At 47.6% G+C, this 12,824-nt stretch carries 11 protein-coding genes; 10 read left to right on the plus strand and 1 reads right to left on the minus strand.

All coding sequences use genetic code 11. The features are described from left to right. The first annotated feature begins 3 nt into the window (after nucleotides 1-3). From ACZ449_RS23210 to ACZ449_RS23250, 9 genes are all read left to right on the plus strand, one after another. Entirely contained in the window at nucleotides 4-1,389 is a 1,386-nt protein-coding gene (locus ACZ449_RS23210; protein ID WP_464258411.1) for a cytochrome ubiquinol oxidase subunit I, read from the plus strand. After that, nucleotides 1,380-2,384 carry a cytochrome d ubiquinol oxidase subunit II gene (gene cydB / locus ACZ449_RS23215; protein ID WP_464258412.1) on the plus strand — a complete coding sequence of 335 codons (1,005 nt, stop codon included), beginning with the start codon at nucleotides 1,380-1,382 and terminating at the stop codon, nucleotides 2,382-2,384. The genes ACZ449_RS23210 and cydB overlap by 10 nt, the downstream gene beginning before the upstream one ends. A gap of 72 nt (nucleotides 2,385-2,456) precedes the next feature. Then, nucleotides 2,457-4,562 carry a WD40 repeat domain-containing protein gene (locus ACZ449_RS23220; protein WP_464258413.1) on the plus strand — a complete coding sequence of 702 codons (2,106 nt, stop codon included), beginning with the start codon at nucleotides 2,457-2,459 and terminating at the stop codon, nucleotides 4,560-4,562. 17 nt (nucleotides 4,563-4,579) lie between these two features. Continuing rightward, nucleotides 4,580-5,878 (plus strand): Hsp70 family protein, encoded by a 1,299-nt coding sequence (locus ACZ449_RS23225; RefSeq protein ID WP_464258414.1) that lies wholly within the window; start codon nucleotides 4,580-4,582, stop codon nucleotides 5,876-5,878. Between the two features lie 16 nt (nucleotides 5,879-5,894). Continuing rightward, complete coding sequence (locus tag ACZ449_RS23230) at nucleotides 5,895-6,275, plus strand: DUF1257 domain-containing protein (protein ID WP_464258415.1); 381 nt, start codon at nucleotides 5,895-5,897, stop codon at nucleotides 6,273-6,275. A 13-nt stretch (nucleotides 6,276-6,288) separates the two neighbouring features. Beyond that, entirely contained in the window at nucleotides 6,289-7,836 is a 1,548-nt protein-coding gene (locus tag ACZ449_RS23235) for an AAA family ATPase (protein WP_464258416.1), read from the plus strand. Nucleotides 7,837-7,855: 19 nt separating this feature from the next. Beyond that, nucleotides 7,856-8,056, plus strand: coding sequence for a DUF2997 domain-containing protein (locus tag ACZ449_RS23240; RefSeq protein WP_464258417.1), 201 nt, complete (start codon nucleotides 7,856-7,858; stop codon nucleotides 8,054-8,056). Further along, nucleotides 8,053-8,646: a 4Fe-4S single cluster domain-containing protein gene (locus tag ACZ449_RS23245; protein WP_464258418.1), complete on the plus strand. Its 594-nt coding sequence runs from the start codon at nucleotides 8,053-8,055 to the stop codon at nucleotides 8,644-8,646. Before ACZ449_RS23240 ends, ACZ449_RS23245 begins: the two co-directional genes overlap by 4 nt. 956 nt (nucleotides 8,647-9,602) lie before the next feature. Next, nucleotides 9,603-10,715 (plus strand): M48 family metallopeptidase, encoded by a 1,113-nt coding sequence (locus tag ACZ449_RS23250; RefSeq protein WP_464258419.1) that lies wholly within the window; start codon nucleotides 9,603-9,605, stop codon nucleotides 10,713-10,715. A gap of 307 nt (nucleotides 10,716-11,022) precedes the next feature. On the opposite strand, the gene ACZ449_RS23255 is transcribed toward ACZ449_RS23250, so the two are convergent. Then, a complete protein-coding gene (locus ACZ449_RS23255; RefSeq protein ID WP_464258420.1) occupies nucleotides 11,023-12,246 on the minus strand; it encodes an MFS transporter in 1,224 nt (407 codons plus the stop codon). A 161-nt stretch (nucleotides 12,247-12,407) separates the two neighbouring features. On the opposite strand from ACZ449_RS23255, the gene ACZ449_RS23260 reads away from it, so the two are divergent. Then, nucleotides 12,408-12,731, plus strand: a complete 324-nt coding sequence (locus ACZ449_RS23260; protein ID WP_464258421.1) for a winged helix-turn-helix transcriptional regulator — start codon at nucleotides 12,408-12,410, stop codon at nucleotides 12,729-12,731. The last annotated feature ends 93 nt before the right edge of the window (nucleotides 12,732-12,824 follow it).

The raw sequence follows: 12,824 nt of genomic DNA on the forward strand, positions 1-12,824 counted from the left end.
AACATGGAAGAACTAATTTTGTCCCGATGGCAGTTCGGGATAACGACAATCTATCACTTTCTTTTTGTACCATTGACCTTGGGGTTATCGCTTATTGTCGCTATTCTGGAAACTAACTATGTCCGCACTGGTAATGAGATGTATAAACAACAGACAAAATTTTGGGGAAAACTATTCCTTATCAACTTTGCTATGGGTGTGGTCACAGGTATTGTTCAGGAATTCCATTTTGGGATGAACTGGTCTGAATATGCCCGGTTCATGGGAGATATTTTTGGTGCACCACTGGCCTTGGAAGCGCTTACTGCGTTTTACCTGGAATCAGTCTTTTTGGGGCTTTGGATTTTTGGCTGGGATCGTCTATCCAAGGGGTGGCATGCCGCCAGTATGTGGATTGTAGCGTTGGCTACGAATTTGTCGGCTTTCTGGATTTTGACAGCTAACTCGTTTATGCAGTCACCGGTCGGCTATGTGATTAATAACGGCAGGGCAGAAATGACAGATTTTGTTGCACTTATTACCAATCCGTATGTGTTCAATCAGTTTCCACATACCGTATTATCAGGTCTGGTAACTGCTGGTTTCTTTGTACTAGCCATCAGTGCCTTTCATCTTATCCGGAAAACCCATGTTGATTTTTTCCGGGCCTCGTTTAAGCTGGGACTGATCTGGACGACAGTAAGCTTACTTCTCCTGATGGGCAGTGGTCATGCCCAGACACAGTTCATTGCTAAAGTGCAGCCTATGAAGCTGGCGGCAGCCGAAGCGCTGTGGGAGACGGCTAGTCCCGCGCCGTTTGCGATAGCGGCCAGTATTGACGAGCAAAATAAGACCAATACGACTGAAATAAAAATTCCGGCTATGTTATCGATATTGGCGAACAATAATCCCAATACACCTGTTAAGGGGATTAAAGATATTGAAAAAGAGTATATTGCTCAATATGGGCCAGGTAATTATGTGCCTGCGGTAACGCCGTTATTCTGGAGTTTCCGGATTATGGTGGCTGCTGGCAGCGCTATGATGCTTGTTGTGTTAACAGCAGGATTTTTCTGGTGGCGCGGCCAACTGGAAGCAAAACCGTTTGTACTCAAAGCTGTATTGTGGAGTTTACCGTTGCCGTATATCGCCAACTCGACTGGCTGGTTTGTGACTGAGGGTGGCCGCCAGCCCTGGATTGTATTTGGTCTGCAAAAGGCTGAGCAAGCGGTATCACCCACTGTGGGGGCCGGCAGCATCTGGATTTCACTGATTGGTTTTACTTTGGTATATGCCCTGCTGGCAATAGCAGCAGTATATCTGGTACAGAAGTTTGTCCGGCAAGGTCCTGTGGCTACTCCAGCTCAAACCAATAAACCAGCAGTAAAGGGGGCGACATTATGGAGCTAAGTGTATTGTGGTTTGTTTTGCTGACAGTTCTTTTTATTGGGTTTTTCTTTCTAGAAGGGTTCGACTATGGGGTGGGGATTTTACTTCCCTTCCTGGGGAAGAATGACATCGAACGACGGGTGATTATCAATAGTATTGGTCCGGTATGGGACGGTAATGAAGTTTGGATGATTACAGCCGGGGGCGCGATGTTTGCTGCTTTCCCGCATTTATATGCGACACTGTTCAGCGGTTTTTATCTGGCGTTGTTTTTGATGTTGATGGCGCTTATTGTTCGGGGGGTAGCCTTTGAATTCAGGAGCAAAGATGATAATCCAGCTTGGCGCAGCACGTGGGATTGGCTGATTTTTATTGGCAGTGCGATCCCGGCGGTGCTCTGGGGTGTGGCGGTGACCAACTTAATTCAAGGGGTGCCTATCAATGCTAAAATGCAGTATGTTGGCAGCTTTTTCGATTTACTTAGCCCCTATACGCTGGTGGGCGGGATTGCTTTCTTCCTGGTATTTACTTTCCATGGGGCGCTGTATCTGACGCTTAAACTGGAAGGAAAACTAATGGAACGCGCCCGTAGTGCTGCGGTAAAAGTGGGAGTTTTGACAGCCGTAGCTTGCTTGGTGCTTGTTGGTCTGACTTATACTCATACCGACTTGTTTGCTAGTACTGGTGCTGGGATTGCGCTATGGGGGGCAGTTGCCTTGTTTGTCGGTGCCTATGGCGCCGTATATTGCAAGCGATATGGGCTTGGCTTTATTCTAAGCAGCTTGACAGTGGTGTTTACGACAATTGCTTTTTTCTGGGGGCTGTTCCCCCGTCTGATGGTGTCAAGTCTTAATCCGGCCTGGAGTTTGACGATTACGAACGCAGCTTCTTCGTCCTACACGTTGTCAATTATGACAGTGGCAGCGCTGGCTTTGGTGCCGCTGGTGCTGGTGTATCAAGGATGGGTTTATTGGATCTTTCGTAAACGGGTTAATGCCAAGAATTTGGAATATTAATTTGCGATAAAGATGTTTGCAGGCGGTTGGTATATCCTGCATATGTAACACATTGATATTGGTGGTGAACATATGGGGCTTGGTGCTGAGGACAAAGATTTCCTGCAGCAAATGGAATGGATCTATCCAGCTGATTATATGAAGAAATTACGGCAGTTGGCTGCAGCTTTAGTGGAAGAACAGCTGGCTATTGGCGATCGTCAGAATATCCGTGAAATCGTGGGGACCATAATGGCCAGGCTCCAGCGGGAAGCGGAAGGGGCTATTAATACTGAGGCTGATGCTGACGCTGTGGCAGCGCAATTGGCAGCAGAGCAAGCGGTGCGGGAAAAGGTGATGGCAGCATTACGTGCTGCCCAGCCTGCTATTCCGGCCGGGATGGGACCAGAGGTTATAGCGCTGCTTGTAGACGCGCTTGGTAGTGAGGAAGCCGGGGTTGCTGGTTATGCGCGAAAGGCGCTTAGCGGCTTAACCGATGGTGGAGCCATTGATGCGCTGTGTCAGCTATGGGCCGATACCCGCCGGCCGGAATTGGAACAAATTTTGCTTGAGTCCGGTTATTTGGCTTCAGGGCCACTGGGACTACGCCTGCTGACGGTGCTAAAGACTAGGGCAGACCGGGTTATGCTGAGTGAAGGCGCGGTGCTTATTCCGGAGCTCTTACTGGCGGTGGATGACACTGATAGGAGTATTGCCGGGCGTGCCCGGCGGTTGCTCCTGACCTTAACTAACCGGCAGGCGATTGATGCACTATGTGAAACCGTGCTTGCCCAAAACCAGGAACGGCTTACTAATTGGGCGGTTATAGCTCGCTATGCACCGACCAGTGACAGTAAGGCGGCATTATATTATTGCATCACTAACCAGTGGGAGAAGTATTATGCATTAGATTGGCAGGAAACAAGACCATTATTAACCAAAGGCTACAGTCAGGCAGCCCCGACAGAAAGGCAACAATTTTTGACAGCGGCCCGTCAAAGTGGTCAGAGTTTGTTGTTAGTAGGGCTGCTGTTGGAAGGAGGCCAAAGGGATGAATATGAAGAGATTACAGAGGAAGATTGGGCGGCCATGCTGGATATGCTTACAAGCCAGGAACGATGGCCTGAGTTATACCGTCTAGCCTTGCGTGCGCCAGCTAACTGGGCAGCTGAGTTTGTTTTGGCGCTCGTGAACACATCCTGGCAATCTAAGGATTGGGAACGAGCCGATTGGGATAGCATTGCGGACAACTGTCCGCAAGCAGGCAGAAATATGTTTGTGCCAGACGGGCGGCAGCGGGTTGGCCTGGAAACGGGGCAAGTGGAGGTCGACATTGAATGCGCAGCTTTTCATCCCAACGGACAGATTGTCGCCGGTGGCTGTGCTGACGGTCGGTTGCGGCTATGGCAGATAGCCCACGGCACACTTTGGCGGACAGTTAATCTTCATGACGAGGGCATTGTGGAGGTAGCCTTTACCCCTGATGGCCGGTATCTGGTGACAGCCGGCCGGGATGCTAAGGTTCATGTTTGGCAGCTGCCTGAAGTTAAATGGGTTGACAGCATCAAAGGCCAACCCGGACTGGTAACGGCGTTGGCTGCAGGTCGATGTGGTGAAATGCTGGCATTAGCTTGTTCTGGAGGCGTATTGCCAGCAAGGGCTTGGTGGTGGGATGGCGCTTATATGACAAACAAGGCGCAGTATCCAGGCAGCTTATTTTGTGCGGCTGCGGTCGCTATTGAAAAACGCGCTGTGGCTGGCGGGGGACGTGACGGCCGGATTCGCATTTATGCGTTAGCCGGTGGTTCTGGCGGCAATAAGTTATGGGCAGCGCATACCGGCCCGATTGAGGGATTGCGGTATAGCGGTGACGGTCAGCTGCTGGTCAGTAAGGGGCTTGATGGAACAATAAAGGTGTGGCAGACTGACAATGGCAAGCTATTATGGAGTGCCAGGGAATCAGGGAAGTTATTAGCGGTGAGCCACAGCGGAGAACTGGCAGTCATCAAATCGGCGCAGGGTATAGTGACGATAAGGCAATTGCGCCTAAGTAAACCTGTGGCAATAGCCACCCATGACGACTGGCATTTTATGAAATCTGTGTTGTCATCACCGGAGCTTGAACCGGCAGCTAGGCAGGCTAGTTCTTTTTTACACAGCTTGCTTACGGCTAAATTTCGCTATGATATTATGTTATAAGTTAGGAGGTGACGGTAATGGCCGGACAATTGGCTATTGATTTTGGAAATGCCTATACGGTAGCAGCTTATTGGCGGCAGGCATCCCGTCAGGCAGAGACGCTGTATGTGCCTGGGGTAACGCGGCCTATGAGCAGTTATGCTGTTGGCAAAGGTAAAAGTGTGTATGCGGCGCCGTCACTTATTGCTTATGATACAGGTAATGGAAATTGTTTGATTGGGCAAGAGGCTGTCGAAAGTGGCCAGGTGGAAGCTGTGTTTCGGGATCTTCAGTTTGCTGTTGTTACTGGTAAGCGGGTATACAACTTGGTAGGTAGTCGTTATCTGAGCAGTCAGGATATGGCCAAGGACTATGTGGCTGCGCTAATTAACCAGTCCACCCAAGCGCTAGGTTTAAACAATGAGGCCGTGCTGGCCTTTACGGTGCCGCTAGTAATCTGTAATTCGGAAATGATGTGGCGGCGATACCAGCTTTGGCTGGAAGGGGCAGTCAGGCAGGCGGGTTTTAACCGGCTGGAGCTTATCGAAGAGCCGTGGGCTGCTGCCTGGGGTGCCGGGATGAAGGTTAAGCCGGGAGACGTATATATTTTTGTCAGGTTAAACGCTGACTTTATGGAAGCAGCCATGGTGCAGGCCGCGAGTCATGCTGGAGATGGTAGTAACGGACGCCATGTCCGGGTGCTAAGTTATAGTTCAGCCTGGCTGGCTGATGAAGCAGAGTTAGACATTCAGCCTGAGCAACAATTGGCTGTTCTGCTTAGGCAGGTATTGCGACAGGCCGGGCTGTTGGGGTATACGGCAGCTAGTCTTGCTGGGGTAGTAGTGAGCGGCAGTGCGGCCAAAAATCAGATGGTGGCTACGGTGCAGGAATTTTTCCCCAGCATTGCTATTTATGATAAGCAGCCTTTGGCGGTTGCTGCTTGCGGTGCTGCGGTGTTAGCCGCCGATGTGGATGGCAGTGGTTATTTGCGAGATAGTTATGGCTTGCGCTATTTAGCCAAAAATGGCTATCAGTACTCCGAAATAGTGCCGCAGGGCCAGTTTTATCCGAGTGATGGACTAGTGGCCGAATTTACTATCAAAGCCAGTTATGACGGTCAGCAGGAATTTGGATTATTATTTTATCGCATGGACGAACAGTGTATAAACGAGGACAGCCCACTACTGCTCAAAACTAGCACAGCGGCGACCAAAGGGCAGGCGGTCATTGCTGTCAAGGCCAGACTGGATGGGGCTGGGCAACTGGTTGTAATAGCCCAGGAGCTAGCGAGTGGTGATGTTATCGCAGATAATAAAGTAGCAGCTAAACTTGTGTAGTGGAGGGATGAATAGGATGTCGCATTTTACTCAGGTAACAACCAAAATTACAAGCAAAGAGATGTTAGTGGCTTGCTTGAAGGAGTTAGGCTATGATGTGGAGGAAAAAACGGCTATAAAAGGCTATCGCGGCCAAGAAACACCAGTTGATATTGCTGTGCGGATGAAGCAGGGGTATGACATTGGCTTCGTACTGGGAACTGACGGCACCTATAGTTTTGTCGCCGATTGGTTTGGAGTGCAGGGTGTTAATGAACAGCAGTTCACCACCAAGGTGCAACAGCAGTACGCCTTAACCACTGTTATGGATAAGATTAGCAATCAGGGCTTTAATGTAGTCGAACAACAGCGAGAGGCCAATGGCGAAATTAGATTAGTAGTACGCAGATGGGTATAGGGGAGGTTAGATTATGGATGATTTTGCGGAGCAATTTGATACCTACATTAGAGCACGGGTTACGCTCATTGTTATCGTAACTCCAGAAGAAGAACGAGCTCTTGAGCATGTTAAAACTGTTTGTGAGCAAAAAAACCGTACCTGCCTGTCCTGGGATGTGGCTGATGGCTTTGTTGTGCTGACAGGCAAGACTGCGCTTGATTTAAAATGCCGGGACCCGCTGGTGGCGTTGGATCTTATGGAAAAGACCGGTATGGATAATAACGGAGATATTTTTGTCTGCAAGGATTTTCATGATTTTTGGGGCAATCCGCCAGTTAGGCGCAAGCTGCGAAGTGTTGTACAACGCCTGACGCAGACGAGAACCTCGCTTGTCATCACTACCCCTACCGGGCAGATTCCGGATGAATTGCAGGATGAAGCTGTGGTTATTCACCTTAGGCGTCCTAATGGAGAGGAACTGGACGGAGTGCTGGAGGGACTGCTCAAAGGCGCTAATGTCAAGATGAATCTTACCGAAACTGGTCGCGAAAAGGTGGTTCAGGCCGCCATGGGGATGACGGCCGGACAGGCGCGCCGGGTATTTTCTAAGGCGATTGTTACTTGCGGCTGTTTAGATGACCGTAGCATTACCATGATTACTGAAGAAAAGGCCCAATTAGTGCGTCAGAGTGAAGCCCTTGAATTTTTGAGCACTACTGAAACCTCGGAAAGTGTCGGTGGTCTGGGAGTTTTGAAAGACTGGCTGCGCCTCAGGGAACAAGCTTTTACCAAAGATGCTCGCGACTATGGCTTGCCTGCGCCTAAAGGTATAGCGATGGTCGGTATTCCCGGTACAGGCAAGAGCCTGACGGCAAAAATGATTAGCGGCTTATGGCAGCTGCCGCTGTTACGGCTCGATGTCGGCGCTCTGTTTGGCTCGTATGTTGGTGAGTCCGAAGACCGCTGTCGCCGGGCGCTGCATATTGCTGAGACGATTGCTCCATGTATCTTGTGGGTGGACGAAATTGAAAAGGCTTTCGCCTTTGGTGCCGGTGATGGCGGGACCAGCCAGCGGGTTTTTGCTACTTTGTTGACCTGGATGCAGGATAAAAAAGCCCCGTGCTTTGTTGTTGCTACTGCCAACAATATCGCGGCTTTGCCGCCAGAATTGATGCGTAAAGGCCGCTTTGATGAAATCTTCTTCTTAGATTTGCCACATATGTCTGAACGACGCGAGATTTTTGCTACCCATCTCAAACGCCGTAACCGTAACCCGCGTGATTTTGATCTCAAGCGGCTGGTGAAGGAATCGGACGGTTATGTCGGCGCGGAAATTGAGCAAGCCATTATTGATGCCATGTACTTGGCTTTCAGTGATCATATGCGCGAGATTACTACCGAGGATATTGTGATATCGCTAAAACGGCAGGTACCGTTGTCAGTTTCTCAGCGGGAAAATATTCAGTACCTCAGACAGTGGCTGCAAGAAGGCCGGGCTCAGTCTGCCTCCTATCCGGGTGAAGTTGCCGGCGAAACAGGCTCTGGTCAAGTGCTGCTAGAAATTGAGGACCAAGATTAAGCAGAAAGGACGGTAAGCTATGGACAAAGAAGAACTGGAAATCACTATTGACGCCAATGGGCAGGTTAGTATCAAGGTGGCTGGGGCCAAAGGCGGCAAATGCCTGGATATTACCAAACCCATTGAAGAGGCACTGGGGGAAGTCAAGGTGCGGCAGATGTCATCTGAATACTATGAGCAGCCGGCCGATGCCACCAAGGTACGGGATAATCAGCGATGAAAGCGCAAGAAAATAAACAAAAAGGCGGCCTGATTAATATGGCCGCCTTTTTGCCTGCCTCGTACAGTAATGGCCCGGGTAGGCGCGCTGTTCTCTGGGTGCAGGGCTGCTCGCGCAATTGCCCCGGCTGCTTTAATCAGGACATGCAGAGTTTTCAGGAGAATCAAATAGTCTCGGTTGAAAAAATCGTGGGGCGCATTCTAGCTAGCGAAGGTATCGAGGGTGTTACCTTCTCGGGCGGTGAGCCGTTTGGGCAGGCGCAGGCTTTAGCAGAGGTGGCCGAGCAAGTAAAGGAGCAGGGCTTAAATATCGTGATTTTTACCGGCTATACCTTCGTAGAATTTGCGACCGAAGCTAACCCCGCCTGGCAGCGACTGCTGGCAACGGCCGATTTGCTGATTGCCGGACCCTATGACCAGGATTTGCCTGCCCAAGATTATCTTTTAGGTTCTGCCAATCAGCAATTGGTATTTCTTACTGATACGTTGAAACAGCATCCGGATGTTGTCAATCGGCAGGGGCAAACCATGGAGGTTATCGTGGATGTTGCAGGCAAGGTAACAGTAACAGGGCTTAAAGGAATACTGTAGTATGGGAAGTTTAGGATTAGCCGGGGAGAACTGTGTTATTGGTAACGGCGAAAGAACTCCTGCCAAATTTTTGTAGAAATTTGGCAGGAGTTCTTTGTTTGCTATGGTATTGTATAACTAGTATGATTTTAAAGGGGAGCACAGGGACGGGGAGCACGGGGACGGTTCCAATGCTCCCCCCTATTTCAGCGCATGGTAAAAGCCATGGACTTCCAGGACAGATTCGGCGGAACCGCCCCTTTGGGTCGCCCTAAAGAAATGCGACGGCGAAGAAGTAAACGCCATTTTACTTATGCTTTTACAAAACTGGACAGCAAAAGAGAAGATACTGGCAGGGGATATTTCTTATGAGGAAGCCGCCAAAAGATCAACTACATCAGGAAAGCGAATATGAACGCAATGGTATTGCCGATATTATTTTAGCCGGCTATTTTCCCTCTTGAAAGTTTATCCGGGGGGTGAAGATAGCCGTAATGCTCAGTTTACATACATGATTAATGCGTTACGCGGCTTAAATGTAGGAGGAACGGTCGTTTGGGATAAGGTTCTGCCGGTTGTTCTGTTATTTGCCGTAATGTGTTGCGGGAGCTTTGCCCTAGCACTGTGGAGCTCCAAAAAGAAACTGCTCAATAATGGGCAACCAAGTACCAGAAAGCAAAAAACCTCGAAGTTCTAATGATTAGGCTTCAAAGTTTTTTGCTAGCCGGACAAAATTTAAAACCGGGACTTTTGTCCTATGAAGACATTGAGAAGATAATACGATGTATAAAAATGGGTGTAAATCAGCCAAATATTGGGCATACTCCGGGAACCGTGAGACTGATTTCTAGCGTGAAAGTAGCTCAACAGACGGCGTCCGGTGAAAGGGTAAGTTGTCTACCGCTGAGTTTGGCAAGAATGCTTGAATGTTATCTTTGGCTGATGCAAGGCAAAAATAAAATGAGGTGTTGATTGATTTGAATCTAAAAACTTTTTTCCGTAAGTCGGTACTGGGAGCAGGGACGCTGGCTCTGTGCCTTTCGTTGGCTATAGGTCTATTCCAGCCAACCAAAACCGAGGCCCTTAGTCTTGGCCAACTTGGCGGTTCAATCCTGAGTACTGCCGCACAACAACAGAAAGTAAGGGAATCACTTGACTATTATGAAAATGATGGGCGAAATCAACTTTTTGAGGAACTTAAAAGATCAGACGGAGTAAACAGCGATTCTTTTTTAAATGAAGAACTTGACCGTATTATGGCAAAACTGGCAAGCGCAATTGCCAAAACGGACTCATCCATAACTGATAAGCCCTACAACTATTTTATTAACCCTAAAACTGAATTTAATGCCTATTGCAGCCTGGGACATAATGTTTCTGTCAATACGGGTGTATTTTCCTTTTTGGATAATGACGAAGACAAGATCGCGGCCGTTGTGGCCCACGAGTTGGTACACGGACAGAAAAAGCACCCGATAAAGGGGGCCCAAAAAAGGTTAACGGTAGAATTTGTGCAAAAGGTTGCCGGGGCGCAAATGAATGGCGGCGGCAAGCTAGCGGTTGATGTGGTTGCGACCAATGTCAAGGCTGTTGGTGTGACCAAACCGAATGAATGGGAGGCGGACAATGTTGCCTATGGCTATTTAACGGAAGCCGGTTACAATCCGGGGGCTCCGGCGGCAGTATGGCAACGCGTCATCGACAACATGAGCCAGGGTGGCTCCAAAGGCCTTTTTGACGATCTTTTAAACCCTTCCACACATCCGGGTGAAAAAGAAAGACGCGACAATTACGCTAAAAAGCTGACAGAGTACAGCAAAAGCAAAGTTTCTGTTAACGCTGCCACCGGTGAAATTAGCGTTAACGGCAAACCATTTATGAAACCGGCCGCGGTCGCTAATATGAGCGGCCTGGAACGCAGTTATTTGGTAGCAGGCAATCTGGCTGCCGCCTACCATAGTAATCAATCTCTTGAGCAAGCCTGGAATGACAATGGCATCATACGGCTTGGCGGATTTTCAATCGTACAACCGTGTGGGGCGGATGCGGCTGCCGATGAACTTGTACAAGTTTTAAATGCCATAAAATAATCAGACTAAAAACCCTAAAGTCTAAAAAAACGTTATATTATATGCAGCTGCTCGCGATTACTTTACTGGGGGCAGCTTCTTTAAGAAGCTGCCCAGGGACGGTACAGTTGCTCCTCTTTTACTTCAAAATATTTATGTTTTAGAAAAGGTACCTCCCTGAATTTGGCTCACCTTGCAACCTTCTGCTGTTAGGTGAGCCTTTTTGCGCGCAAAACTTCCGATTGAACCCTTAACGAACCGTGCCTCTGAGTCGCTGAGTCGCGTTGTATTTCGTTTCGCGAGGTATTCCTAATTTAAAGCATTTCAATCATTCATTTAGATTGCCTCTGAAAGCTACCAAGTATATTACAATAGATAAAATAATTAGAATAGCTGAAACGTTGTATATGTAAATAAATCCAAACGCTTGTGCCACACTGCCCCAAATAACAGAGCCAACCATTATTCCCAAGTCCATTGCACATAGAAGTGTTGCATTTGCTGCTCCTCTTCTTTCCACTGGTGCAGAGGATATAACCAATGCGTTTATAATTGGCTGAACTGCACCGTGACCAACGCCATAAATTATAGCGGCCACAAGAAACATTGGCAGCGACGCAGCTACAGGCAATAGTTGCAAGCCAATTGCCAATAAAAGCATGCCAGGCAACAATACTTTGCAGGTTCCATACCGGTCAGCAATTCGACCTGAGATTAACCTGACAAGTATCGTAGACAGTGCAGTAACTACATAAAATATTCCTATATTTTCTACGCCTTTCTCACTCGCATAGGCAGGCAGGAAAATTCCTACGGTGGCGTAGGTCATCATAACAATAAAATACAAAAAGGATGGCCACATCGCCGTTTTCTCAAAAAGCGTTGCTTCTGTATTTTGCCTTGCTCGATATTCAAGTTGTTTTTCAATAATTGGAAGCTCTGTACTTATTTGATTAAGGTAACTGCTTTCCCAAAAGCCGGTAAGTAATGCTAATGCAATGCATAAAGCCGAAAGCAGGAACAGTAATGTATAATTATAATGCTCCAATACGTATAATCCTAATGCAGGACCGAGAGCCATAGCACTTGACATCGAAACTCCAAAGAAGCCCATTCCTTGATTCCTGCGGGCGGCTGGAATCAGGTCAGAGGCTATGGTGCTGACTGATGTGGTGGTTGCACTCCAACTTATTCCGTGTATCGCTCTCAGTATTAACAGCAGAATGGCTGAATATTCCACCGCATTGTAAGAGATCGTTGTCAGCAGCAACAAAGTAAGACTCGTAAGCATAATTGACATTCTTCCTTTTTGATCCAGCAGTCCTCCAACCTTTGGACGAGAAATGAAACCGGTTAAATAATAAATTCCGGATACTAGACCCGCCATTATTTTGTTTTCCCCAATGTTTAAGACAAGTAAAGGTAAAGTTGGTAGTAGCATAAAATTCCCCAGATAGGCAAGGAAATTCACCATTATGGTAAAAACAAACGATGTTGACCATAAGTTTTCCCGAATAGCGGCTTCCTTGTTTCCAATATGTAGCTCTTTCAAAACAATCGTCCTCCTTGTGGCGCTTCCCGCAAAAACGTTATAGAATTAATTCATAGCATTATCATCTATTTACTAGGAATTTATGTTATATTAATAGTATACATATTATTTAAAAAATGGAAGTAGTTACATTTTTTAAAGCTACTATACCGGAGGAAATTATGGATAAATGTTGTACTTGCGGAAAATGCAGTGCTGCGATAAAAAATACCCTTTCTATTATTGGAAGCAAATGGACGTTTTTAATTTTATGGAATCTTTATGACGGCACTAAACGATTTAGTCAATTACAAAGGTCATTACAAGGAATAAGTCCTAAAACATTGTCTCTTAGATTGCATGAATTAGAAAATAATGGAGTAATAACCAAAACTGTTTATCCTGAAGTTCCGCCCCGTGTTGAGTACTCTATGACCGATAAAGGTAATAACCTAAGAGCCATATTTGTCGAATTAATTAAATGGAGCAACAATTGCGTAAAATAACATCTAAGTAATCGAGTGAACTCGTTTCAGCAGAGCTGAAACATCGGGGGTTCAGGTGGAGAGTCTACTCCACCTGAACTGACGCCGCCTGTA

Source organism: Desulfosporomusa polytropa, assembly GCF_055380075.1.

Coding starts and splice junctions, on each gene's coding strand:
- ACZ449_RS23210 (WP_464258411.1), top strand. CDS start 4: ATGGAAGAACTAATTTTGTCCCGATGGCAGTTCGGGATAACGACAATC.
- cydB (WP_464258412.1), top strand. CDS start 1,380: ATGGAGCTAAGTGTATTGTGGTTTGTTTTGCTGACAGTTCTTTTTATT.
- ACZ449_RS23220 (WP_464258413.1), top strand. CDS start 2,457: ATGGGGCTTGGTGCTGAGGACAAAGATTTCCTGCAGCAAATGGAATGG.
- ACZ449_RS23225 (WP_464258414.1), top strand. CDS start 4,580: ATGGCCGGACAATTGGCTATTGATTTTGGAAATGCCTATACGGTAGCA.
- ACZ449_RS23230 (WP_464258415.1), top strand. CDS start 5,895: ATGTCGCATTTTACTCAGGTAACAACCAAAATTACAAGCAAAGAGATG.
- ACZ449_RS23235 (WP_464258416.1), top strand. CDS start 6,289: ATGGATGATTTTGCGGAGCAATTTGATACCTACATTAGAGCACGGGTT.
- ACZ449_RS23240 (WP_464258417.1), top strand. CDS start 7,856: ATGGACAAAGAAGAACTGGAAATCACTATTGACGCCAATGGGCAGGTT.
- ACZ449_RS23245 (WP_464258418.1), top strand. CDS start 8,053: ATGAAAGCGCAAGAAAATAAACAAAAAGGCGGCCTGATTAATATGGCC.
- ACZ449_RS23260 (WP_464258421.1), top strand. CDS start 12,408: ATGGATAAATGTTGTACTTGCGGAAAATGCAGTGCTGCGATAAAAAAT.